Source organism: Acidiphilium sp. PM (assembly GCF_000219295.1).
GTDB classification, from domain to species: Bacteria; Pseudomonadota; Alphaproteobacteria; order Acetobacterales; family Acetobacteraceae; genus Acidiphilium; species Acidiphilium multivorum.
The window spans coordinates 1-21,453 of record NZ_AFPR01000176.1; the positions used below are offsets into that span (position 1 = coordinate 1).

At 67.7% G+C, this 21,453-nt stretch carries 16 protein-coding genes; 6 read left to right on the forward strand and 10 right to left on the reverse strand.

The genetic code is table 11. The features are described from left to right. The 3 genes from APM_RS08460 to APM_RS08470 all read right to left on the reverse strand — a co-directional run. A partial coding sequence (locus APM_RS08460) for a lyase family protein (protein ID WP_007422949.1) occupies positions 1-684 on the reverse strand: 684 nt, incomplete at its 3' end. A gap of 69 nt (positions 685-753) precedes the next feature. After that, positions 754-2,073: an AAA-associated domain-containing protein gene (locus tag APM_RS08465; RefSeq protein WP_007422950.1), complete on the reverse strand. Its 1,320-nt coding sequence runs from the start codon at positions 2,071-2,073 to the stop codon at positions 754-756. A gap of 9 nt (positions 2,074-2,082) precedes the next feature. Continuing rightward, positions 2,083-3,816 (reverse strand): ABC transporter permease subunit, encoded by a 1,734-nt coding sequence (locus tag APM_RS08470; protein WP_007422951.1) that lies wholly within the window; start codon positions 3,814-3,816, stop codon positions 2,083-2,085. Positions 3,817-4,014: 198 nt separating this feature from the next. On the opposite strand from APM_RS08470, the gene dnaN reads away from it, so the two are divergent. Continuing rightward, entirely contained in the window at positions 4,015-5,139 is a 1,125-nt protein-coding gene (dnaN, locus tag APM_RS08475; protein WP_007422952.1) for a DNA polymerase III subunit beta, read from the forward strand. Here the strand turns inward: dnaN and APM_RS08480 are convergent. Continuing rightward, the gene (locus tag APM_RS08480) at positions 5,120-6,679 is read right to left on the reverse strand and encodes an acetyl-CoA hydrolase/transferase family protein (RefSeq protein WP_007422953.1); all 1,560 of its coding nucleotides are present in this window, start codon (positions 6,677-6,679) and stop codon (positions 5,120-5,122) included. The two genes, dnaN and APM_RS08480, sit on opposite strands and share 20 nt — an antisense overlap. Positions 6,680-6,904: 225 nt before the next feature. On the opposite strand from APM_RS08480, the gene APM_RS08485 reads away from it, so the two are divergent. Beyond that, positions 6,905-7,372, forward strand: a complete 468-nt coding sequence (locus tag APM_RS08485; RefSeq protein ID WP_039888129.1) for a host attachment protein — start codon at positions 6,905-6,907, stop codon at positions 7,370-7,372. A gap of 8 nt (positions 7,373-7,380) precedes the next feature. Here the strand turns inward: APM_RS08485 and APM_RS08490 are convergent, their stop codons facing one another. Further along, entirely contained in the window at positions 7,381-8,100 is a 720-nt protein-coding gene (locus tag APM_RS08490; RefSeq protein ID WP_007422955.1) for a tRNA1(Val) (adenine(37)-N6)-methyltransferase, read from the reverse strand. Continuing rightward, positions 8,097-8,303 (reverse strand): DUF2007 domain-containing protein, encoded by a 207-nt coding sequence (locus APM_RS08495; protein ID WP_007422958.1) that lies wholly within the window; start codon positions 8,301-8,303, stop codon positions 8,097-8,099. Before APM_RS08495 ends, APM_RS08490 begins: the two co-directional genes overlap by 4 nt. Before the next feature lie 93 nt (positions 8,304-8,396). On the opposite strand from APM_RS08495, the gene APM_RS08500 reads away from it, so the two are divergent. Together APM_RS08500 and APM_RS08505 are read left to right on the forward strand one after the other, a co-directional pair. Further along, a complete protein-coding gene (locus APM_RS08500) occupies positions 8,397-9,431 on the forward strand; it encodes a polyprenyl synthetase family protein (protein WP_007422956.1) in 1,035 nt (344 codons plus the stop codon). A 24-nt stretch (positions 9,432-9,455) separates the two neighbouring features. Next, complete coding sequence (locus tag APM_RS08505; protein ID WP_007422957.1) at positions 9,456-10,307, forward strand: alpha/beta hydrolase; 852 nt, start codon at positions 9,456-9,458, stop codon at positions 10,305-10,307. Here APM_RS08505 and APM_RS08510 read toward each other — a convergent pair. Continuing rightward, a complete protein-coding gene (locus APM_RS08510) occupies positions 10,298-11,701 on the reverse strand; it encodes a phosphatidylserine/phosphatidylglycerophosphate/cardiolipin synthase family protein (protein WP_039888131.1) in 1,404 nt (467 codons plus the stop codon). The genes APM_RS08505 and APM_RS08510 overlap by 10 nt on opposite strands. Positions 11,702-11,826: 125 nt before the next feature. On the opposite strand from APM_RS08510, the gene APM_RS08515 reads away from it, so the two are divergent. Continuing rightward, a complete protein-coding gene (locus APM_RS08515; protein ID WP_039888134.1) occupies positions 11,827-12,441 on the forward strand; it encodes an endonuclease/exonuclease/phosphatase family protein in 615 nt (204 codons plus the stop codon). On the opposite strand, the gene ftsH is transcribed toward APM_RS08515, so the two are convergent. After that, on the reverse strand, positions 12,396-14,297 hold the full coding sequence (ftsH, locus tag APM_RS08520) for an ATP-dependent zinc metalloprotease FtsH (RefSeq protein ID WP_011942236.1): 1,902 nt from the start codon (positions 14,295-14,297) through the stop codon (positions 12,396-12,398). The genes APM_RS08515 and ftsH overlap by 46 nt on opposite strands. 318 nt (positions 14,298-14,615) lie before the next feature. Here ftsH and APM_RS08525 point away from each other — a divergent pair, with 318 nt between their 5' ends. Then, the gene (locus APM_RS08525; RefSeq protein WP_039888136.1) at positions 14,616-19,376 is read left to right on the forward strand and encodes an NAD-glutamate dehydrogenase domain-containing protein; all 4,761 of its coding nucleotides are present in this window, start codon (positions 14,616-14,618) and stop codon (positions 19,374-19,376) included. Positions 19,377-19,392: 16 nt separating this feature from the next. Here APM_RS08525 and APM_RS08530 read toward each other — a convergent pair whose 3' ends face one another. Together APM_RS08530 and APM_RS22925 are read right to left on the reverse strand one after the other, a co-directional pair. Beyond that, positions 19,393-21,027, reverse strand: coding sequence for a long-chain-fatty-acid--CoA ligase (locus tag APM_RS08530; protein WP_007422962.1), 1,635 nt, complete (start codon positions 21,025-21,027; stop codon positions 19,393-19,395). A gap of 84 nt (positions 21,028-21,111) precedes the next feature. Then, the gene (locus tag APM_RS22925; protein WP_007422963.1) at positions 21,112-21,444 is read right to left on the reverse strand and encodes an SDR family NAD(P)-dependent oxidoreductase; all 333 of its coding nucleotides are present in this window, start codon (positions 21,442-21,444) and stop codon (positions 21,112-21,114) included. Positions 21,445-21,453: the final 9 nt, after the last annotated feature.

The window sequence follows — 21,453 nt, forward strand, 5'->3', positions numbered from 1 at the left end:
CGCCAGCGCATCGCGAAGCTGGTGCGCATAGCCCGACCATTCCTGGCCCACGGTGAGCGGCACCGCGTCCTGCAGATGGGTGCGGCCGGTCTTGGGGATATCCATCCACGCGACGGCCTTCGCCTCGATGGCGCCGGCGAGCGCGTCGAGAGCGGGAATGAGATCCTCGTCCAGCGCCGCGAGGGTCGCGACATGCATCGCCGCGGGAAACGTATCATTGGAGGATTGCGAGCGGTTGACGTCGTCATTCGGATGGATCGGCGCTCGAGCGCCGGGTTCGGCGCCGAGCAGCTGGTTCGCCCGCGCGGCCAGCACCTCGTTGAGGTTCATGTTGGACTGCGTGCCCGAGCCGGTTTGGTAGACATGCAGCGGGAAATGATCGTCGAGTGCGCCCGCCATCGCCTCTTCGGCGGCGCGGACGATCGCCGCCACCTTCCAGCCGGGCAGCGCGCCAAGCTCGGCATTCGCCTCGGCCGCCGCCTTCTTGACCAGCGCATAGGCGCGGTAGAGCGCCGTCGGCATCCGTTCGCCGATGGCGAAATGGCGCAGGCTGCGTTGGGTCTGGGCTCCCCAGTAGCGATCCGCCGGCACCTCGATCGCGCCCATCGAATCATGCTCGGTGCGGGTGCCGGTCGCATCGATGCCGACCGGCACGTCACGCAGTCTTTCTGCTCCGGTGCTCATCGAGAGCAGATGGCGTGCCGCCCCCGCCGGTTAAAGCGGCTCGATTGCGGCGAAGCGGATCAGACGGCCCTATTCTTCCTCGATATCCTCGAGGCTGAACTGCTGGGCTTCCTCGTCGTAGGAATAGATCTCGGCATAGCGGCCCCAGGAGATCGCGGTGCGCAGCGTTTCCTCGGCGCGTTCGGGCGACATGTGATCTTCCAGTTCGTCGCGGAAGCGGACGGCGGAGGCGCGATGGTTCCAGCGTTCGTCGATCACCTGGCGGATCGCGGCGACCAGCTTCACGTTGGCGAGGGCGGCGGCGGCGAAGATCTTCTTGCGCTCCTCGGTATCGGCATTCACGAAGGTCCGGCCCTGCTCGGTCAGGCGGATATCGCCATCCTCAAGTTCGGCGAAGCGCAGCAGTTGCAGGGTTTCGCCGAGTGGCAACAATTCGTCAGCCTCGTATTGCAGCACGGAGGCGAGGGCCGGCAGGTCGGCGCGGCCGTCATATGGCGGGGCGGCGAGCGTTTCCATCAGGCCGGACATCAGGTTGGTGCCGATCGGGTGGAGCGGCGTGGCAAAGCCGGTCGCCGGGTGGGCGGCCTCGGCCTTCAGGTCCGCCGGCGACTTGCGCCGCGTCATCACCGCGTAGATGTCGTCCACCATCTTGCGGAAGGCCGGATCGAGCCGGTTGCGCGGGTGTGGAAAGGGAACGCGCAATTCGTGCGCGACCCGCCCGGGATCGGACGAGAAGACGAGGATGCGGTCGCACATCAGCACCGCTTCCTCGATATTGTGAGTTACGATGAGGATCGACTTGACCGGAAGCTTGCCCTCCGACCAGAGGTCGATCAGGTCGGTGCGCAGGGTTTCGGCGGTCAGCACGTCCAGCGCCGAGAACGGCTCGTCCATCAGCAGCAGGTCGGGATGGGTGACCAGCGCGCGGGCGAGGCCGACGCGCTGGCGCATGCCGCCCGAGAGTTCCTTGGGGTAGGCGCCGTCATAACCGCCGAGGCCGATCAGGTCGATCGCCTCCTCGGCGCGCTCCTCGCGCTCGCGCCGGGCGACACCCTGCGCCTCCAGCCCGAGCTCGACATTTTCCTGCACCGTGAGCCACGGAAACAGAGCAAAACTCTGGAACACCATGGCGACGCCGCGCACCGGGCCGCGCACCGGCGCACCCTTCCACGACACATCGCCGCGGGTCGGGCGCAGCAGGCCGGCGATGATCCGCAGCAGCGTCGACTTGCCCGAGCCGGAGCGGCCGAGCAGGCCGACGATCTCGCCCTCGCGCAGCGTCACGTTGACGTCGTCGAGCACGACCAGTTCGCTGTTGGCTTCCTTCGGATAGGATTGCCGGCAGTTGCGGACATCGAGCAGGATGCCGGGCGCGGTTTGCTGGTCCATCTCTCCTCCTTATCCGAAATTGGTGCGCCGGCTGGCATAGGCGTAGAGGGGGCGCCAGACCAGCCGGTTGAAGCCGAGCACGAAAGCCGCCATCACGGCCACGCCGAGCACGATGCGGCTGGTGTTCCCGGCCATGGTCGCCTGCGCGATATAGGCGCCGAGCCCACGCGCGACCAGCGTGGTATGGCCCCATGAGGCGACCTCGGCAACGATCGAGGCATTCCAGGCCGCGCCGGTCGCGGTGAGTGCGCCGGTAACGAAATAGGGCAGGATGCCGGGAATGATGAGCCGGCGCCACCAGAGAAGCCCGCTCAGGCGGAAATTCGATGCCGCTTCCTTCAGGTCGCCCGGCAGCGCGGCGGCACCCGCGACGACGTTGAACAGGACGTACCACTGTGTGCCGAGGATCATCAGCGGTGTCAGCCAGATGTTTGGAGCGAGGCGGAAATGCACGATTCCGGCAACCACCACGGGGAAGACGAGGTTGGCGGGGAAGGCGGCGAGGAACTGCGCGGCTGGCTGAACCAGTCGCGTCGCCCACGGCCTGAACCCGACCCAGACGCCGACAGGCACCCAGATCACGCAGGAGATCACCAAAGCCGCGATGACGCGGGCAAGGGTGTAGAAGGCGAGCACGACGCACTGGGCAAGATCGCTCCAGTACATCGTGCGCGCGCAGAACTCGACCACCTGTGCGGCAGCGGCGCCGGCCGCGATGATCACGACCGCATAAAAGGCGGCGTCGCCGATCCGTCCGGTGGCGCGGTCGAGGCCGGCGGACCCGAACTTCCGGTCGGCCCTGCCGAGGCGCAGGCGGACGACGTGGGCAAACTGGTCGCTCAGCCAGTCCCCTGCGGCGCGGAGAAGAAAGGTCCGGCGCAGCAGGCGGAGGACCCAGGGTTCCGTCTCGCCGGCGGAGGGCACGGTTTCGAACCGGAATTTGCCCGACCAGGCAACAAGAGGGCGGAACAGCAACTGGTCGTAGAGCAGGATTACCACCAGCATGGCCAGCAGCGCATAGACGATGGCAGCGAAATCGCGGTGCTGCAGCGCGACCGCAACGTAGGAGCCGATCCCCGGCAAGGTGAAGGTGGTGTGACCGACCGTGATCGCCTCAGACGCGACCACGAAGAACCAGCCGCCGGACATCGATAGCATGGTGTTCCACACGAGGCCCGGCACGGCGAACGGCACGTCGAGTCGCCAGAAGCGTTGCCAGGGTGTCAGGCCGAAGCTGCGGCAGGCCTCGACCAGATCCGCCGGTTCGGTGGTCAGCGACTGATAGAAGCTGAAGGCCATGTTCCAGGCCTGGCTGGTGAAGATGACGAACACCACCGCGAGTTCCGCGCCGAGTTCCTGTCCCGGGAAAAGATGCAGGAAAAACAGCACGGTGAAGGAAATGAAGCCGAGAATCGGGATCGATTGCAGGATGTCGAGGATCGGGATGATGATGATTGCGGCGCGCCGGCTCTTCGCGGCCAGTGTCGCGACCGTGAAGGTGAAGCCGAGCGAGACGAGCAGGGCAGCGAACATGCGCAACGTCGTGCGCAATGCGTAGCCGGGCAGCCACGCCGGATTCAGGTGAATATGGCCCGATTTCATCCGCGCGAGGGGCGCCATCGTGCCCTGCGCGACGTGCGCCACCCCGATCAGCAGGGCGAAGACGAGTGCCATCGCCGCGACGTCCCACGTATTGGGCAGCCGGCGGCCATGAACAAGGGCGGGCGGGACTGGTCTGGTCATGAGCCGATCCGCGTTGAAATCATTGCCGATTGTCGAACTGAAGCCGGGCGCTGCACCCCGCGGACCCTGCCTTAGCCCGGCTTTTCGCCGCTGTCACCCACCATCGGGCGGCGGGATGGTTCAATTCCGGTTCGAACTGGGCTATGCAGCGAGACCCGGGTGCTGAGGCAGCCCGGTCAGGCTGACTGGAAGGATCGCATGAAGCTCAAGGCGGATCGGGCAACGCTGCTGAAGGCGCTGGCCCATGTTCAGAACGTTGTCGAAAAACGCAACACGATTCCCATCCTGGCCAATGTGCTGTTGTCGGTGAAGGAAGGCCGGCTGACCATCGCCGCGACCGATCTGGAGATCGCGCTGATCGAGGAGGTCGCCGCGACGACGATGAGGGACGGCTCTGTCACCGCGCCGGCGGCGACCCTTTACGAGATCGTGCGCCGCCAGCCGGACAACGCCGAGATCGAGCTCGACCATCCGGGCGGTGACGCGCCGCTCGCGCTGCGGGCAGGACGCTACGCCACCAAGCTCGTGGTGCTGCCGACCGACGAATTCCCCAAGCTCGATGCCGGCAAGCTGACGCATCGCTTCGCCGTGCCGGCGCAGGCGCTGCGCGGGCTGATCGACCGCACGCGCTTCGCGATCTCGACCGAGGAAACCCGCTACTATCTCAACGGCATCTATCTTCATGCCGCCGAGTCGGAGGGAGTGCCGGTGCTTCGCGCCGTGGCGACGGACGGGCATCGTCTCGCCCGCGTCGAGGAGCCGCTGCCCGAGGGCGCCGCGGGGATGCCCGGCGTCATCGTGCCGCGCAAGACGGTGAACGAGATCCGCAAGCTGCTCGACGAGGTCTCCGGCGATGTCTCGATCGCGCTCTCGGAAACCCGCATCCAGTTCGAGCTGGACACCATGCGGATGACCAGCAAGCTGATCGACGGCACCTATCCCGATTATTCGAAGGTGATCCCTACGGGCAACGACAAGATACTGCGCGTCGAGACCGCCGATTTCTCCGCCGCAGTGGCGCGCGTCTCGGCGATCACCTCCGAGCGAAACAAGCCGGTCAAACTCTCCGTCGGCCGCGACCTCCTGGTGCTTTCGGCGACCAGCCCTGACCAGGGCACGGCAACCGAGGAACTCGACGCCGAGCAGGTGGAATACCGTGCCACCCCGCTCGAAATCGGCTTCCAGGCCCGCTACCTCAACGACGTGACGGAACAGATCAAGGGCAAGGTGGAGTTCTGCTTCGCCGACGGCGCGGCGCCGACCCTGGTGCGCGCCGCCGGCGACGAGAGCGCGATTTTCGTTCTCATGCCGATGCGGGTCTGACCCCGCGGTGCCGCGCCGGGGCCTCCGGGCGCGGCGCCGGAGGCTTCACCCCCTGCATGGAGCCGCTTTCGCGCAGGCGGGCGTGCCAGGACAGCGCCTGTTCGATCAGATGCGGCGTCTGCCCGCCACGGCTGCGCACGGCCTCGTTGAAATAGTCACGCAGCGCGTCGCGGTAGAGCGGGTGCGCGCAGTTGTCGATGACCAGCGCCGCCCGCTCGCGCGGGGCAAGGCCTCGAAGGTCCGCCAGCCCCCGTTCGGTGACGATCACGTCCACGTCGTGCTCGGTATGATCGACATGCGAGACCATCGGCACGATGCTGGAGATCTTGCCGCCCTTGGCCAGCGACTTGGTGACGAACACTGAGAGATGGCCGTTCCGCGCGAAATCGCCGGAGCCGCCGATGCCGTTCATCATGTGCGTGCCACCGACATGGGTGGAGTTCACGTTGCCGTAGATATCGGCCTCCAGCGCCGTGTTGATGCCGATGATGCCGAGGCGGCGGACGATTTCGGGATGGTTGCTGATTTCCTGTGGGCGCAGCACCAGCCGGTCGCGGTAGCGGCCGATATCGCCGAGCACCCGTTCGTAGAGCGGCTTCGACAGCGTCATCGACGAGCCGGAGGCGAAGACAAGGCGGCCGCTGTCGAGCAACGAGATCGTGCTGTCCTGCAACACCTCGGAATACATGGTGAGGTTGCTGAACCGGCTTTCGGTGAAGCCGTGCAGCACCGCGTTGGCGATGCTGCCGATGCCGGCCTGCAATGGCATCAGCGAGGGCGAGAGCCGGGCCTCGCGCACCTCGTGGTCGAGGAATTCCAGCAGGTGCCCGGCGATCGCGGCGGTGTCCTCGTCGGGCGGCTCGATGCGCGAGGGGCTGTCGGCCTTGCTGGTGATGACGATGCCGATGATCTTCTGCGGGTCGATCGGCACATAGGGCAGGCCGATCCGGTCGCTCGGCCGCATCACCCCGAGCGGCTCGCGATAGGGGCGGCGCGAGGGGAAATAGATGTCGTGCAGGCCTTCGAGTTCCTGCGGCATCGTCATGTTGATCTCGACGATCACCTTCTCCGCCAGCACGGCGAAGCTCGCGGCGTTGCCGACCGAGGTGGTGGGCACGATGCCGCCCTTCTCGTTGATCGCCGTCGCCTCGACCACGGCGATGTCGACCGGGCGAAGCTGGCGCGCGCGCAGCTGTTCCACCGTTTCGGACAGATGCTGGTCGATGAACATCACCTCGCCGTCATTGATGCGGCGGCGCAGCGCCGGATCGGCCTGGAAGGGCATGCGGCGGGCGATCACGTTGGCCTCGGACAGCGTCTTGTCGATATCGTTGCCGAGCGAGGCGCCGGTCATCAGCGTGATCCGCAGTGGATCGCGCCGGGCGCGCTCGGCGAGGGCCACCGGCACCTCCTTGGCGTCTCCGGCGCGGGTGAAACCGCTCATGCCGATCACCATCCCGTCCCTGATCGACAGCGCGGCCTCCTCGGCCGACATCACCTTGCCCCAGAGCGTCTCCAGCCTGATCCGGTCACGATACATTCCGCTTCAACTCCCCGCGTTGCCACGCCTCTTGAGCAAGCGCTTTGCCGATCGTTTCGGAACGTTTCATTGAGGCAGATCAAGGATCGGGTCGTACGAGCCGGCCTGGGGACATGGCTGCGTTGCGGACAAGGCCGTCGGCCGGCAAACCTACCCGATCGAGTGATTTCCGCCCGCGGAACCTGCTCCTAGAATCGTCTTGTCAAGACCATTCGGAGTGTAGCGATGTCCAGCAGCGAAGACCTCCTCGTCGTGATTGCCGATGGCGCGCAGGCGCGCTTCGTGCGGTTCCGTCCCCCAGGCAAGCTCAAGACCGAGCGCATATTCGAATCGGTGGCGGCGCATCTGCGTTCCTCCGAACTGCGCAGCGATGGGCCGGGCGCATCGTTCCATACCGGCTCGACGGCGCATCACGCGGTTGAGCCGCGGCATGACCCGCACGAGTCGGAAAAGATCGCCTTCGCCCGAACCGTGGCGTCGGAACTCAATGCGCTGCCCGAAGGCAGCTTCGGCGGTTTGATCCTTGCTGCGCCTGCGCGGCTGATACCGACGCTGCGCGACGCGCTGGCGCCCTTGCCGGCGCGCAACCTGATCGGCACCGTCGAGCACGACCTCGTCAAGGTGCCGGATGAGGAACTCTGGCCGCATCTGGAAGCGGTACTGCCGGCCGGAATTCATCCCGCGCGATTGTGATCGCCCGCTCAGAGGTCGATGGCCGCGCCATCGCGGAGCACGAGATTGGCGGCCTCGCTGAAGCCGCTGGCCTCGTGCAGCACAAGGCCCGGCAGCAGCACGGTCGGCCCGCGCCCGCCGCGAATTGCCCGGAGAATGAACAGCTTCGCCGGCCTCCCGGCACGTGGCCAGAGCGGCAGGATCCGCAATGATCCGCAGCCCGCCGCGCGCGCCGCCTCGAGCGCGGTATCGAGCGATGCCGCGGGGAGGATCAGCGACAGGCTGCCGCGCGGACGCAGCAATCGCGTCAGAGACGCGGTCCAGGCCGGCAGCAGATCGCCGGGCGCCTCGTAGGCGAGGCGGCGGCCGGGATCGGGCGAGGGGGTGTCGGCGACCGGGCGCCAGGGCGGGTTGGCGAAGGCATGGTCGAATGGGCCGGTGAGCGGTGGGCCGGTGATGTCGGCGGCAATGATCGTGGTGCCCTCGAAGCCGTTCGTCCGCAGGTTGTCGCGCGCGAGGGCAGCCAGTTCCGGATCCCGCTCGATGCCGACCCCGCGGAGTTCGGGCACGCGATAGCTGAGGCAGAGAAGACCGGCGCCGGCACCGGTTCCCGCCTCGATCACCCGTTCGCCCGGCCGTGCCGGCACGACGGCGGCGAGCAGCACGGGCTCGATTCCGGTCCGATGCCCGGTCGCGGCCTGGGTGTAGCGGATGCGACCGGCAAGCAAGGTGCCTTCGGTAAGCCTCATGCCTCGCCGGCCTCGCGCAGAATGCGGCGAGCCTGCGCCGCCTCGTCCGTCGCAACCGCGATCCGGCGGGGAAACGCCCCGATATTGCCCTCGATCGCGGCGATATTCTGATCCAGCAGCACCGGGGCGAGTCCGGCATCGCGGAGGAGCGCCATCAGGAAACTGAGGCGGATCGTATCCGTCGACGCAACGATCGTTTCCATGCGGTCTCCTCCCTCGCGGGCCGCCTTGACCCTCTGTCCCCCGCGCCGATATGCTGTCCTGATCCAGATGGAAACACAAGGTTGATACCGGCTGTGGATGGGCTGCTGACCTCGGGACAGGATGCCGGAACGGCGCGCACGCGTCCGGAGGAAGATGCCTTGCATCGCCTCGCGGTGGTCCTTCAGGACGATCTGACGGAAACGAACCGCACCATCCTCGCGCGCATGGCGAGCGATGTGGAGCTGATCCCGCAACTTGCTGCGCATCTGATCGCCGCGGGTGGCAAGCGGTTGCGGCCGCTTCTCACCCTCGCCGCGGCGCGGCTCTGCGGCTATCGCGGCGACCGGCATATCCACCTCGCCGCCTGTGTCGAATTCATCCACACAGCCACGCTGCTGCATGACGATGTGGTGGATGAAAGCGGCCTCCGCCGCGGGCTCGCGAGCGCGAACGCCGTGTTTGGCAACAAGGCTTCGGTGCTGGTGGGGGATTTCCTGTTTGCTCGTGCCTTCGAGCTGATGGTCGAGGACGGCTCGCTGGACGTGCTGCGAATTCTCTGCAACGCCTCGGCTACCATCGCCGAGGGCGAGGTGCTCCAGCTTACGACCCAGAATGATCTCAGCACGGACATTCCACGCTATTTCAAGGTGATCGAGGGCAAGACCGCGGCGCTGTTCGCGGCGGCGTGCGAGGTGGGCGGTGTTGTTGCCGACCGTGACTCTGCGGTGTGCGGCGCGCTTGCCGGCTACGGCGCGGCGCTCGGCATGGCGTTCCAACTCGTCGATGACGCACTCGATTATGCGGCCGACCAGAACGAACTGGGCAAGACCGTCGGCGACGATTTCCGCGAAGGCAAGCTGACCTATCCGGTCCTGGTGGCCTATGCGGCGGGCGATGGTCCTGAGCGCGCGTTCTGGCGCCGTACCATCGAGGACGGCGAGCAGACCGAAACCGATCTCGCCACAGCTCTCGATCTGATCCGCAGGCATGACGCCATCGGCCAGACCATCCGCGAGGCCGACGCATTCGCGCGCAAGGCGAAGGACGCACTGGCCACGCTGCCGGACGATCCGCTGCGCGCCCTGATGATGGAGGCGGCTGATTATGCCGTCTCCCGCCATCGCTGAACCCGCTACCCGGAGAGACGCCACATGACCACGCCGCATCTGCGCGGACGCTGTGCCGAATGGGGCCGGATGAGCCGGGCGGAGCGTGACCGCGCCTATGACAATTCGGCGGCCGTTCCCGAAAGCCCGGCGCTGAACGAGGCACGGATCGCCGCCTCGCGCGAATTCCGCGCCCGCCATGCCGCCGGGCTCGATCTGCGGTACGGCCCGCGTGAGCGCAATCTCTGGGACATCTACGCCGCGGAAGATCCCAACGCCCCCTGCCTCGTGTTCATCCACGGTGGCTACTGGCAGCGAAACCGGCGCGAGGATTTCGCCTGCCTGGCCGAGGGGGTGCGCGCCCATGGCTGGTCCTGTGCCCTGCCAGGCTATACCCTGGCACCCGAGATCACGCTGGCGGACATTGTCGCCGAAATCCACCAGGCACTGGATTGGCTGGCGGGACATGGCGCCGCGCACGGCGTCGCTGGCCCGGTCGTGCTGTCGGGTTGGTCTGCCGGCGGGCATCTCGCGGCGATGGGGCTGCGCCATCCGCGGGTGACGGCGGGGTTCGCGATTTCCGGCGTGTTCGAACTCGGGCCGCTGCGCGACACCTACCTCAACGAGAAGCTGCGCCTGACCGACGAGGAAGCCGCGACGCTGTCGCCCCTGCGCCTGCCGGTCGTGAACAAGCCCCTCGCGATCGCCTACGGCACGCGTGAACTGGCGGCGCTGGTTACCGACAGCCGCGATCTGCACGCCCTGCGTGCCGCCAGTCATGCGCCGGGGCCGCTCCTGCCTGTGGCCGGCGCCGACCATTTCACCATCCTCGATCAGCTGCGCCGGCCGGATGGGGAACTGACGAGAGCCACGCTCGGCCTGTTGCCTCAGAGATAGGGCAGGAGCAAGCGCGCGGCCGCGTCGCGTAGCGGCGCGAATGGCCCTGTCTCGAGCCCCTGCCGTAACGGTGCCGCCGCCGCCACTTTCGAGTCGATCAACGCGTCGATCCTGGCGCAGACGACCGGATCGTAGCATTCGAGATCGAACTCAAAATTGAGCCGCAGGCTCCGCGTGTCCCAGTTCGAGCTGCCGATCAGGCACCAGGCGCCGTCCACCGTCACCAGCTTGGCGTGGTTGAACGGCGCTGCGCCGAGCCGCACATGCGGGCGGATGGCGCGGAAGAAGCGCAGATGCGCGCGCATCGCCCAGTCCATCAACCGGTGATCGCTCCGCTCCGGGATCACGATCTGCAACTCGACCCCGCGGAGCGCGGCCTGGGCAAGGGCGAACTCCAGCTGCGGATCAGGCAGGAAATAGGGGGTGACGATCCTGATCCGCCGTTCCGCAAGGGTGATCGCAGCACCGAGAATCGTCTCGAGGTTGAACAGGTCGCCATCCGGTCCGGAGCGGATGCCGCGCGCGGGCGTCACGCCGGCCTCGCCGATCTGCGGCCACCAGGCCGGACCTTCGAGCGTCTCGCCGGTTGTGAACAGCCAGTCCTGGGCGAAGCTGGCCATCAGTTGCCGTGTGGCCGGCCCTTCCACGCGAAGGTGAACATCGTCCACCCGGTCGGACGGATCGTCGGGGGCGAGATTCTCGGCGCCGATGTTCAGCCCGCCGGTGAAGCCGGCGCCGCCGTCGATCACCAGCAGCTTCTTGTGGTTGCGCAGGTTCAGCAGCGGCATCCGCCACGGCGCCCAGCTGTGCAGGAACTTCGCGCAGGGCACACCGGCTCGTCGCAGCGCGCGAAAGGCGGGCGCGCGCAGATAGCCGCCGCCAACGCCATCGATCAGCACACGAACCTCGACCCCCCGCTCATGCGCCGCGGCAAGGGCGGCGACGAAGGTCCGGCCGACGCGGTCATCGCGGAAAATGTAGGATGCGAGTGCGATGCTGTGTCGTGCCGCGCGGATCGCCTCCAGCATCGCCGGATAGGCCTTGGATCCGCCGTGGTGGATGGCAATGGCGTTGCCCGATTGCAGGGGAACGCCGGTGACCCGCTGGCCGACCCGGGCGAGCGCCTGTATGGCGGGCTGCGCGTCGGGCGGTGTCGCTTCGCCGAAACTGACATCGAGCGAGTCGGTGCGGACGGAGAGGCGGCTCGCGCGCCGGTTGATCCGGTTGATGCCGAAGGCAAGGTAAAGCGGGCCGCCAATCACTGCCGACAGCCAGGCGATCGCGATCCAGCCGAGGGCCGCCCGTACATCCGCCTTGCGCAGCAGCGCGTGCCGCGTAACCGCCAAGGCGACTCCGCAATGAATCAGCAGGAGCAGGAAAATCAGCGGCCGCATCCGCGCCGTTCGTCATTGGCTGCCATGCCGCCATGCATACACAAGATGGGCGGGGAGGCTACCATATCATTCGCATTGTCCTGCCGTCAGCCGGCCTGACGGCGTGCTCAAAGGGAGGTTTGCCGATGCGCCTGATCAGCTGGAACCTGCTCCGCCGCGTGGGCGCCGAGGCCCGCGAGGTCGCGGCGCTGATCGAGGATTACCGGCCCGACCTGATGCTGATGCAGGAAGCGACCGAGTCGATTGCCCAGGTCACCGATCTTTGCGGCGGATGGTTCTATCGCGCGCCGATGCAGAGGCGGATCTACGGGCTTGCCGTCTGGAGTCCCGCACCGCTCGCTGAGCCCGGCACGGTGCGGTTGCCGGCTTCGGTCATGCCCGGAAGGGTGCCGCCGCGCCTCGCCCTGCTGGTGGAGGCGCAGGGAATCACCTTCGCCAACGTCCATCTCTCGCACGGGCAGATGCTCAACCGCCTGCAGCTTCGCCATATCGCCCGGCAGATCGACGGCCCGGCGGTGATCGTTGGCGACTACAATGCGGTGGGCCCGATCCGGCTCAGGGGATATCGAGATGTCGGCCCGAGGCAGACCACCTGCCGCGCCGGCGAGATGGTGCCGTTCCGGCTCGACCGTTGCATGGTGCGCGACCTGCACGCGCATGAGGCCCGGGTGCTCGGCCGCGGCAGTTCCGATCATCACCCGATCGTGGTGACACTCGCCGCCGCCGCCGCCGAAGGCTGATCCGGCGCGGGCAGGAAGGGCAGGGCAGCAGGCCGGATCACCCGTGCGGCGATGAGCTGCAGATCGGCGGCAGCGAGCGTTTCCCGCCGCAGCAGATCATCCGCCACCTCGTCGAGCAGGGCACGATTCTGCCGCAGGATGAGACGCGCCGCCTCGAACGCTGTATCGAGAATATCCCGCACCGCGGCGTCGATCGCATCCGCCGTCTGCTCGCCGTAGCGGCGTGGCCTGAGATCGGTGGCCGAGGCACCGCCGAGCCAGGCGCTGCCTGAGTCCGTTTCATAGGCCACGAGGCCGAGTTCCGGCACCATGCCATAGCGCAGCACCATGCTGCGGGCGATCTCGGTAGCCTTCACGAAGTCATCCGCCGCCCCGGTCGAAACCTCGTCGAATACCAGGGATTCGGCGGCGCGGCCCGCCAGCAGCACCGTCATCCGCTGGAACAGTTCCCGCCGGTCCATCAGGTAACGGTCCTCCAGCGGGCGCTGGATGGTGTAGCCGAGGGCGGCGATCCCGCGCGGGATGATCGAGATCTTCTGCACAGGATCGGCGCCCGGCAGCGCCATGGCGACAAGCGCATGGCCGGTTTCGTGATGGGCGACGATGTCCCGCTCGTGCGGGTTGAGCAGCCGGTTGCGCTTCTCCAGCCCGGCGACGATGCGCTCGATCGCCTGGTTGAAATCCTCCAGCGTCACGGCATCGGCCCGGCGCCGGGTGGCGAGCAGCGCGGCCTCGTTCACCAGATTGGCGAGATCCGCGCCGGTGAAGCCCGGCGTCAGCGCCGCGACCTGCTCGATCGAGACATCCGGAGCGAGGGTGATGCGCTTCGCATGGATGGTCAGGATGGCAATGCGTCCCTTGCGGTCCGGCCGGTCGACCAGCACCTGCCGGTCGAACCGACCTGCACGCAGCAGCGCCGCGTCGAGAATTTCGGGGCGGTTGGTCGCGGCAAGGAGAACGACGCCGGTGCTGCTGTCGAACCCGTCGAGTTCGGTCAGCAACTGGTTCAGCGTCTGCTCTTTCTCGTCGTGCCCGCCGCCCGTGAAAATGCCGCCACGCGCGCGGCCGAGCGCATCGAGTTCGTCGATGAAGACGATCGCCGGCGCCTGCCGTCGCGCCTGCTCGAACAGGTCGCGCACGCGGGCCGCGCCGACGCCGACGAACATCTCGACGAATTCCGATCCCGAAATCGAGAAGAAGGTCACGCCGGCCTCGCCGGCGACGGCGCGCGCGAGCAGCGTCTTGCCTGTTCCTGGCGGGCCAACCAGCAGGATCCCCTTGGGAACGCGCGCGCCGAGGCGGCCGTATTCCTTCGGATTCCGGAGGAAATCGACCACTTCCTGTAGCTCGGCCTTCGCCTCGTCGACGCCGGCGACGTCGGCAAAGGTCACCTTGATATCTTTCTCGACATAGATTTTCGCCCGGCTTTTGCCGATCGACATCATGCCGCCGACACCGGACTCCCCGGACATGCGGCGGATCAGGAACAGCCAGATGAACGCGAAGAGGAAGATCGGCAGCACCCAGCCAAGCGCGCGCTCGAGCAGGGTGGGCCCCGGCGTCGCCGCGAAGCTGATCCCGGTCTTTTCGAGTGTCGCGGCTAGCGCCGGTTCGACCCTGTTGGTTTCGAATGTCGCCGGTGTTTTCGCCGGCGGCTTGGTGAAGCGGCCGGTGATCCTATCCTGGTCGATCCGGAGGTCGGCAACACCCCCCGACTTCGCGAGGGTGAGGAATTCGCTGTAGGGAATCACCTTCACGTCTGGCGGACGGGTGAGGAGGTTCTGGATCAGCAGCACACCGATCACGGCGGCGATGAGAAACCAGAAATTGATCTTGTGCTCGCGCTTGATGTCCATATCCGTCCGACCCGGAAATTGTCCCGCCAGTTTAGCAGCGATCTCCGGTCCCGCCTTGAGCGGGATCAAATGACGGTTTCTTTGAGTTATTATCAATAAAGAACGAAATTTCATGCGGAGCTGCCGCCGGTCAGACGTGAATTGACAAGGCGTCGGACCGGTTCGACAGTTCAACGACACGGCAGACGAAGGGGAACACGTCATGCTCGAGTCCGCGGCCAGGTTTGGGATGATCGTTGCGGCGCCGGGCGCCAGATCGATGCCGGTGAAGGCGGCGTCCGCTTCTGGCTATGGAGCGGGATTATCGGGAGTTCGGTCATGAGCCCGGCGAACGACGCGACGGGGCGGGGCCACGGATCGGTGACCGTGCGCCACGGACCAGGCCGCGATGCGCTGCTCGATGGGATCGCCGGCGCAATTCGGCGCAGCCTGCAAGGTCCCCTCGCGGACGCGGCCTGCGGTTTTCTCGATCATTACGCAGCGGGCATCGCCACAGCCGATCTCGCCGCCCGGCCCGCGGAGGACGTCGCGGCGGCGGCACTCTCGCTCTGGTCCTTCGCGCAGGAGCGGCGGCCGGGTGAAAGCCTGCTGCGCGTGTTCAATCCGCGCGGCGGCGGCGCAGGCTGGGGCAACGCCAATGCCGTGCTGGAACTGATCAACGACGACCGCCCATTTCTTGTGGAATCCGCTCTTGCGGTGCTGCAAAGCCTGGAACAGCCTGTTCATGCCCTGGTCCATCCGGTGCTCACGGTCGAGCGCGACGCGGACGGCGCGCTGCGCGGGATCGGCGCGGGCCGGCCAGAGTCGATGATCCAGATCGCCTTCGGCCCCGAAACCGATCCGACCCGGCTCGATGCGATCGCCCAGGACATTCGCCGCGCGATGCAGGATGCCACCGCCGCCGTCGCCGATGCGGAGGCAATGCACCAGCGCCTGCACGAGCGTTTCGCCGCTCTTGCCGAGGGGCCGGAGCGCGACCTGCTCGGCTGGATCGCCAATGACAATTTCATCCTGCTTGGGCTGCAGGAGATCGGACTCGGGCGCGATTACGCGCTCGTGCCGGATGGCGCGGGACTCGGCGTGCTGCGCGCGGATGACGTCGCCCTGTTCGACATCCTGCGCGATGCCGCTGCCTGGCGCGCGGTGGCCGAGGAGGCGCTCGCGCGGTTCGACCGCGTGGCGGTGGCCAAGGCCGATATCAGCAGCCGCGTGCAGCGCGCCCAACTTTATGACGTCGTCGTGGTGAAGACCTGCGATGCGAGCGGCCACCCGGTTGGCCTCACCCTGTTCGCCGGCCTGTTCGCCCCGGACTCCTACAACCGCAACCCTCGCAGCATCCCCATGCTGCGCGAAAAGGTTGAGCGGATCATGCAGGACTCCGGCGTCGATCCCTCGGGGCATGACGGCCGCGCGCTGCGGCACATTCTCGATACCTGGCCGCGGGACGACCTTTTCCAGGGCCTGCCCGATGAAATCATCGCCGCGGCGATGCGGGTGATGGGGCTGCAGGTGCGGCCGGAACTGGCGCTGTTCCTGCGTCGGGATCCGTTCGGGCGGCACATCTCCGCCATCGTGTTCGTCCCGCGCGATCGGTTCGACACCGCGCTGCGCCACGCGCTCTCCGGCATGATCAACCGTGCCGCCGGCGGCGAACTGGTCGGTTACGCGACCGCGATGGGTGACGGGCCGCTGGCACGGGTGAATTTCATCATCGCCGCTGACCCCAAGCGGGCCCGGGCACTGGATGTCGCGGCGCTCGAGGCCGCAATGAAAGAGGCCGCGCGCAGTTTCCGAGAAAGACTGGCCGACGCGCTGACCGGCGAACAGGGCGACGTGACGGCGGCGGCGACCCTTGCCGAATGGGGCGATGCTTTCCCGCCGGAATATGCGGCATCCACCCCGGCCCATATCGCCGTGCGCGACATCGAGGCTGCCGCCGCGGCGCGCGCCGCCGGCCGGTTCCGCCTCGCCCTTGTGCGGCCGTTCGGCATGGCGGACGACCGCGTGGTGCTCAAGCTGTTCCGCGCCGGCGAGGCCGTGCCGCTCTCGGACATCGTGCCGCTGATCGAAAGCCTTGGCCTGCGGGTGATCGAGGAGGTGCCTTACCGGCTCGCGGCCCGCGGCGGTGTGGTCATGCTTCAGCGCCTCACGCTGGAGACCGCGGATCGCGAGGCCTTCGACCTGACCGGACGGGCCAGCGCGGTGCTGGAGGCAATCGAGGCCGAATCGGACCACCGGGCCGAGGTCGATGGATTTAACCGCCTGATCCTGCGCGCCGGGCTCGACTGGCGCGAAGTATGGCTGATGCGCGCCATGTTCAAATGGTGCCGCCAGGTGCGCGCGCCGTTCAGCCAGAACGCGGTGGAGGCAGCGCTTGCCGCCAACCCGGCGGCGACCCGGCTGCTGGTCGAACTGTTCCACATCCGCTTCGATCCTGACCGGAATCGTGATCCGGAGGCCGAGGCGGCGCTGGATGCGCGCTGGCGCGACCTGCTCGATGCCGTTGCCAGCCCCGAGGAAGATCGCATCCTCCGCCGCTACCGCCGGCTGCTGGATGCGGTGCTGCGCACGAATTTCCACGATGCCGCAACGCCGGTGATCGCCCTCAAGATCGACAGCGCGCGCGCCGGCGACATGCCGCTACCGCGGCCGATGTTCGAGATCTTCGTGCATGGCGCTCGGATGGAGGGCTGCCATCTGCGCGGCGGCATGATCGCGCGCGGCGGCATCCGCTGGTCGGACCGGCGGGATGATTTCCGCACGGAAATTCTGAGCCTGATGAAGGCACAAATGGTCAAGAACGTCGTCATCGTGCCGGTCGGGGCGAAGGGCGGGTTCGTGCTCAAGCGCCCGCCGACGCCGACCGGCGATGCGAATGCCGATCGCGAGGCGTTCATGGCCGAGGGCATCGCCTGCTACCGGCTGCTCATCAATGCGATGCTCGATGTGACGGACAATCTGGCGGGCGGCACGGTGGTCGCCCCGCCGCGCATCGTCCGGCGCGATGGCGACGACCCCTATCTCGTCGTCGCCGCCGACAAGGGCACCGCGACCTTCAGCGACATCGCCAACGAGATCGCCGTCTCGCGCGGCTTCTGGCTGGGCGACGCCTTCGCCTCCGGCGGCTCGGTCGGCTACGACCACAAGGCGATGGGCATTACCGCGCGCGGCGCCTGGGTGAACATCGCGCGGCATTTCGACGAATTGGGTCACGACATCCAGCGCGAGGACTTCACCTGTGCCGGCGTCGGTGACATGTCGGGCGACGTCTTCGGCAACGGCCTGCTGGTCAGCCGTCACACGAAGCTGCTGGCCGCATTCGATCATCGCCATATCTTCCTCGATCCCGATCCTGATCCGGCGAAGAGCTACGAGGAACGCCGACGGCTGTTCGGGCTGAAGCGCTCGTCATGGGCGGATTACGACCCCGCGCTGATCAGCGAGGGCGGCGGCGTGTTCCCGCGCAACGCGAAAACGGTGACGCTGAGTGCCGCGGCGGCCTCTATGCTCGGCCTCGAGGCCGGCGCGCATGAGCCCGAGCTTGTTCTGCGCGCCATCCTGACCATGCGGGTCGATCTGCTCTATTTCGGCGGGATCGGCACCTATGTGAAGGCGGGAACGGAAAGCCAGGCCGATGCCGGCGACCGCGCGAACGATGCCATTCGCGTCGATGGCCGACACATCCGCGCCCGGGTCGTTGGCGAGGGCGCCAATCTCGGCGTCACCCAGGCGGGACGGATCGAGGCAGCGCAGGCCGGCGTGCGGATCAATACCGATGCCCTCGACAATTCCGCTGGTGTTTCGACCTCCGACCACGAGGTGAACATCAAGATCCTGCTGGCGAGCGTGATGGAGGCCGGCAAGCTCACGGCGCACCAGCGCGTCGACCTGCTAGGCTCGATGACGGACGAGGTGGCGGCGCTCGTGCTGCGCGATAATCACCAGCAGTCGCAGGCGATCTCGCTCGATGCGCTCGGCGGTGCTGCCGATCTCCCGGCGCAGAACGCGCTGATGAGCCAGCTGGAAGCAGCCGGCGTGCTCGACCGCGCAGTGGCCGGCCTGCCGGACGCGGCGGCGATGGCCGCGCGCGCGGCTTCTGGCCAAGCCCTGACCCGGCCCGAGCTCTGCACCCTGATGGCACACGCCAAGCTGCATGTCGGCGCGATGATCGATGCTTCACCGCTGGTCGACGAACCGGCGCTCGGGCACCTGCTGGCCGATTACTTTCCGCACACGCTGCGCGAGCGGTTCCGGGCGGAAATCGACGGCCACCGGTTGCGGCGTGCGCTGATCGGCACGGCGGTGACCAACGAACTGATCAACCGGATGGGGGCCGCGGCTTTCGGGCGGATCGCGCTCGAATCCGGGCAGGAACCGCCGGCGATAGCCTGCGCGGCGCTGATCGCCTCCGCCGCGTTCGACCTGCCGTCCCGCTACCGTGAGATCGAGGCGCTGGGCATGGCGGTGCCGGCGGCGCAGCGCCTCGGGATGCTTTTCGCTCTGCGCCGCCTGCAGGAAGCCGCCGCGCGCACCCTGCTGGCCGGCCCGCCTCTGGGGCCGATCGGCGACGAGGTCGAGGCTCTGCGCTTCGGCCTCGCGGATCTGGCCGCCTCGGCCTGTGCCCGGCTTGAGGAGTCCGAGGACGTGCAAGCCCTGACCGCGCATGGCGTTCCGCTGCCGCTCGCGACCTTCACTGTGGCCCTGCCGGAGCTGATGGTGGCGCCGATCGTGGTGCGGCTCGCGGCCCGGCACGACCGGGCGATCGAAATGGTCCGCGCGGTCTGGACGGATGCCGGCGAGGTGTTCGCGCTGAACCCGTTGCGCGCGGCCCTTGGCGCCGTTCCGACCGCGGGCGGCTGGACGACGCGGGCCGTCGCCGCGCTGGCGGACGAGCTGAACGAAATCCAGGGCGCCCTGGTGGAAGCGGCGCTCGACGGCGGCGGCGATCCGGCGGCGCTGCGTTTCGCGTTGGGTCGCCCGGCCGAGAGCGCCATCGCGCTCGCGCATGATGTGGCGCTGATGCCCGATCTCGCCGCCCTGATCGTCGCCGTGCGGGGGCTCCGCCGGCTGCGCGGCTGAAGCCGGACGGCGCCGCTCAGGTAGCGGCGCCGTCCGGCTTCTCGATCAGATGGTTGGCGAATCGCGCGCGTAATTCGGTCTTGAGCAGCTTGCCCGTTGCGCCGTGCGGCAACTCGTCGACGAAGATCACGTCGTCCGGCACTGCCCAGCGCGCGACCTTGCCCTCATAGACCGAGAGCAGTTCCTCGCGGGTGGCGCTCGCGCCTGGCTTCAACGCGACGATCACCACCGGCCGCTCATCCCATTTCGGGTGTTTCGCCGCGATCGCCGCCGCCTCGGCCACCGCCGGATGGCTGACCGCGATGTTCTCGATGTCGATCGAGCTGATCCACTCGCCGCCCGACTTGATCAGGTCCTTGCTCCGATCGGTGAGGATCACGAACCCGTCGGGATCGATCATCCCGACATCGCCGGTGGGAAACCAGCCGTCCTCGGTCGTGCCTTTCGGCATCCGGTAATAGCCGGTGGTCACCCAGTGGCCGCGCAGCTCGATGTCGCCGGCGGTCTCGCCGTCCCACGGCACTTCCTCGGCGCCGCGCCGCGCCCGCAGGTCGATCCCGAACAGCACCCGCCCCTGGCTCAGCCGCTGCCGCCGCGCGGTCGCGGCATCGACGCCGGGCACCGGGGTCGCCACCGTGGCGATCGGGCTGCTCTCGGTCATGCCCCAGGCGTGGACGATGGTGACGCCGAGTTCGTCATACGCGTCGAACAGCGCTTCCGGACAGGCCGATCCGCCAACGATCATACGCTCGAGTGTGCTGAACCGCCCCCCGGTCTTGCGGATATGGGCGAGCACGCCGAGCCAGACCGTCGGCACGCCAGAGGCGCAGGTGACGTGTTCGGCCTCGATGAGTTCGTAAAGGCTCTGCCCGTCGAGGAACCGCCCCGGCATGACCAGCGAGGTGCCGGCGGCGGCGGCGGCGTAGGGCAGGGACCAGGCGTTGACATGGAACATCGGCACCACCGGCATCAGCCGGTCGGCCGCCTTGAGGCCGATCGCATCCGCCGCGTTCACCGCCATCGCCTTCAGCACGGTGGAGCGATGGGTGTAGAGCACGCCCTTCGGCCGTCCCGTCGTGCCCGAGGTGTAGCAGAGGCCGCTGGCGGTCCGCTCGTCGAACCGGGGCCAGTCGTATTCGTCGGTCTCGGCGTCGATCAGGCTTTCGTAATCGGTGATCGCAACGCCGGCGGGCAGGGCGATGCCGGGCAGGTCCGCCGCGTCGCAGAGAAACACCACCTGGCGGAGCAGGCCCGGCGGCAGCTTGCCGGCGACCTGCTCCACCAGGGATGCGAAATCGGCCTCGGCGAACAGCACGCCATCCTCGGCGTGTTCGAGGATATAGGCGATGTCGTCGGGTGCCAGGCGCGGATTGACGGTGTTGACCACGGCGCCCGAGCCGGAAATCGCGAAATAGAGCTCGACATGGCGGTGGTTGTTCCAGGCGAGAGTGGCGACGCGATCCCCCGACCGTACACCGAGCCGGCCAAGTGCGCGGGCGAGCTGGCGGGCCCGCCGCGCCGTATCCACCCAGGTCTGGCGATGAATGCCGCCGGCGAGGCGGGAGACGATTTCCGCCCGCGGATGATGCCGGGCGGCGTGGACCAGAAAGTCCGAGATCATCAGGTCGTGGTGCTGCATCAGGCCCAGCATGGACGGCTCCCATTCTTTGGATTCTTTGTGCGCGAAACATGCTTCAAACCACCGGCGCGCGCAATCGCCGGACGATGCGGCCGGTCAGAACCGCTCGACCCATGGCCTGAGTTCAACCTCCCAGGTCCAGGCGCTGCGTGGCTGGTGCAGGACATGGAGATAGGTCTCGGCGATGGCCTCCGGGTCGAGCAGGCTGTCTGGCGCATCCGGCGGCACCGGGCGGGCGGCGGAACGGATGCCGCCATCGATGACGAAATGCGCGACGTGGATGCCCTTGGGGGCGAGTTCCCGCGCCATGCTCTGGGCAAGCCCGCGCAGGGCGAACTTGCCCATCGCGAAGGCGGCCGATTCCGCATAGCCCTTCACGCTGGCCGAGGCGCCGGTGAACAGGATGGCGCCGTGTCCAGCCTCCAGCATTCGCCGCAC

Excerpts from the sequence above, each read along its gene's own strand:
- APM_RS08465 (WP_007422950.1), bottom strand. The coding sequence starts at position 2,073 with ATGGACCAGCAAACCGCGCCCGGCATCCTGCTCGATGTCCGCAACTGC.
- APM_RS08470 (WP_007422951.1), bottom strand. The coding sequence starts at position 3,816 with ATGACCAGACCAGTCCCGCCCGCCCTTGTTCATGGCCGCCGGCTGCCC.
- dnaN (WP_007422952.1), top strand. The coding sequence starts at position 4,015 with ATGAAGCTCAAGGCGGATCGGGCAACGCTGCTGAAGGCGCTGGCCCAT.
- APM_RS08480 (WP_007422953.1), bottom strand. The coding sequence starts at position 6,679 with ATGTATCGTGACCGGATCAGGCTGGAGACGCTCTGGGGCAAGGTGATG.
- APM_RS08485 (WP_039888129.1), top strand. The coding sequence starts at position 6,905 with ATGTCCAGCAGCGAAGACCTCCTCGTCGTGATTGCCGATGGCGCGCAG.
- APM_RS08490 (WP_007422955.1), bottom strand. The coding sequence starts at position 8,100 with ATGAGGCTTACCGAAGGCACCTTGCTTGCCGGTCGCATCCGCTACACC.
- APM_RS08495 (WP_007422958.1), bottom strand. The coding sequence starts at position 8,303 with ATGGAAACGATCGTTGCGTCGACGGATACGATCCGCCTCAGTTTCCTG.
- APM_RS08505 (WP_007422957.1), top strand. The coding sequence starts at position 9,456 with ATGACCACGCCGCATCTGCGCGGACGCTGTGCCGAATGGGGCCGGATG.
- APM_RS08510 (WP_039888131.1), bottom strand. The coding sequence starts at position 11,701 with ATGCGGCCGCTGATTTTCCTGCTCCTGCTGATTCATTGCGGAGTCGCC.
- APM_RS08515 (WP_039888134.1), top strand. The coding sequence starts at position 11,827 with ATGCGCCTGATCAGCTGGAACCTGCTCCGCCGCGTGGGCGCCGAGGCC.
- ftsH (WP_011942236.1), bottom strand. The coding sequence starts at position 14,297 with ATGGACATCAAGCGCGAGCACAAGATCAATTTCTGGTTTCTCATCGCC.
- APM_RS08525 (WP_039888136.1), top strand. The coding sequence starts at position 14,616 with ATGAGCCCGGCGAACGACGCGACGGGGCGGGGCCACGGATCGGTGACC.
- APM_RS08530 (WP_007422962.1), bottom strand. The coding sequence starts at position 21,027 with ATGCTGGGCCTGATGCAGCACCACGACCTGATGATCTCGGACTTTCTG.
- APM_RS22925 (WP_007422963.1), bottom strand. The coding sequence starts at position 21,444 with ATGCTGGAGGCTGGACACGGCGCCATCCTGTTCACCGGCGCCTCGGCC.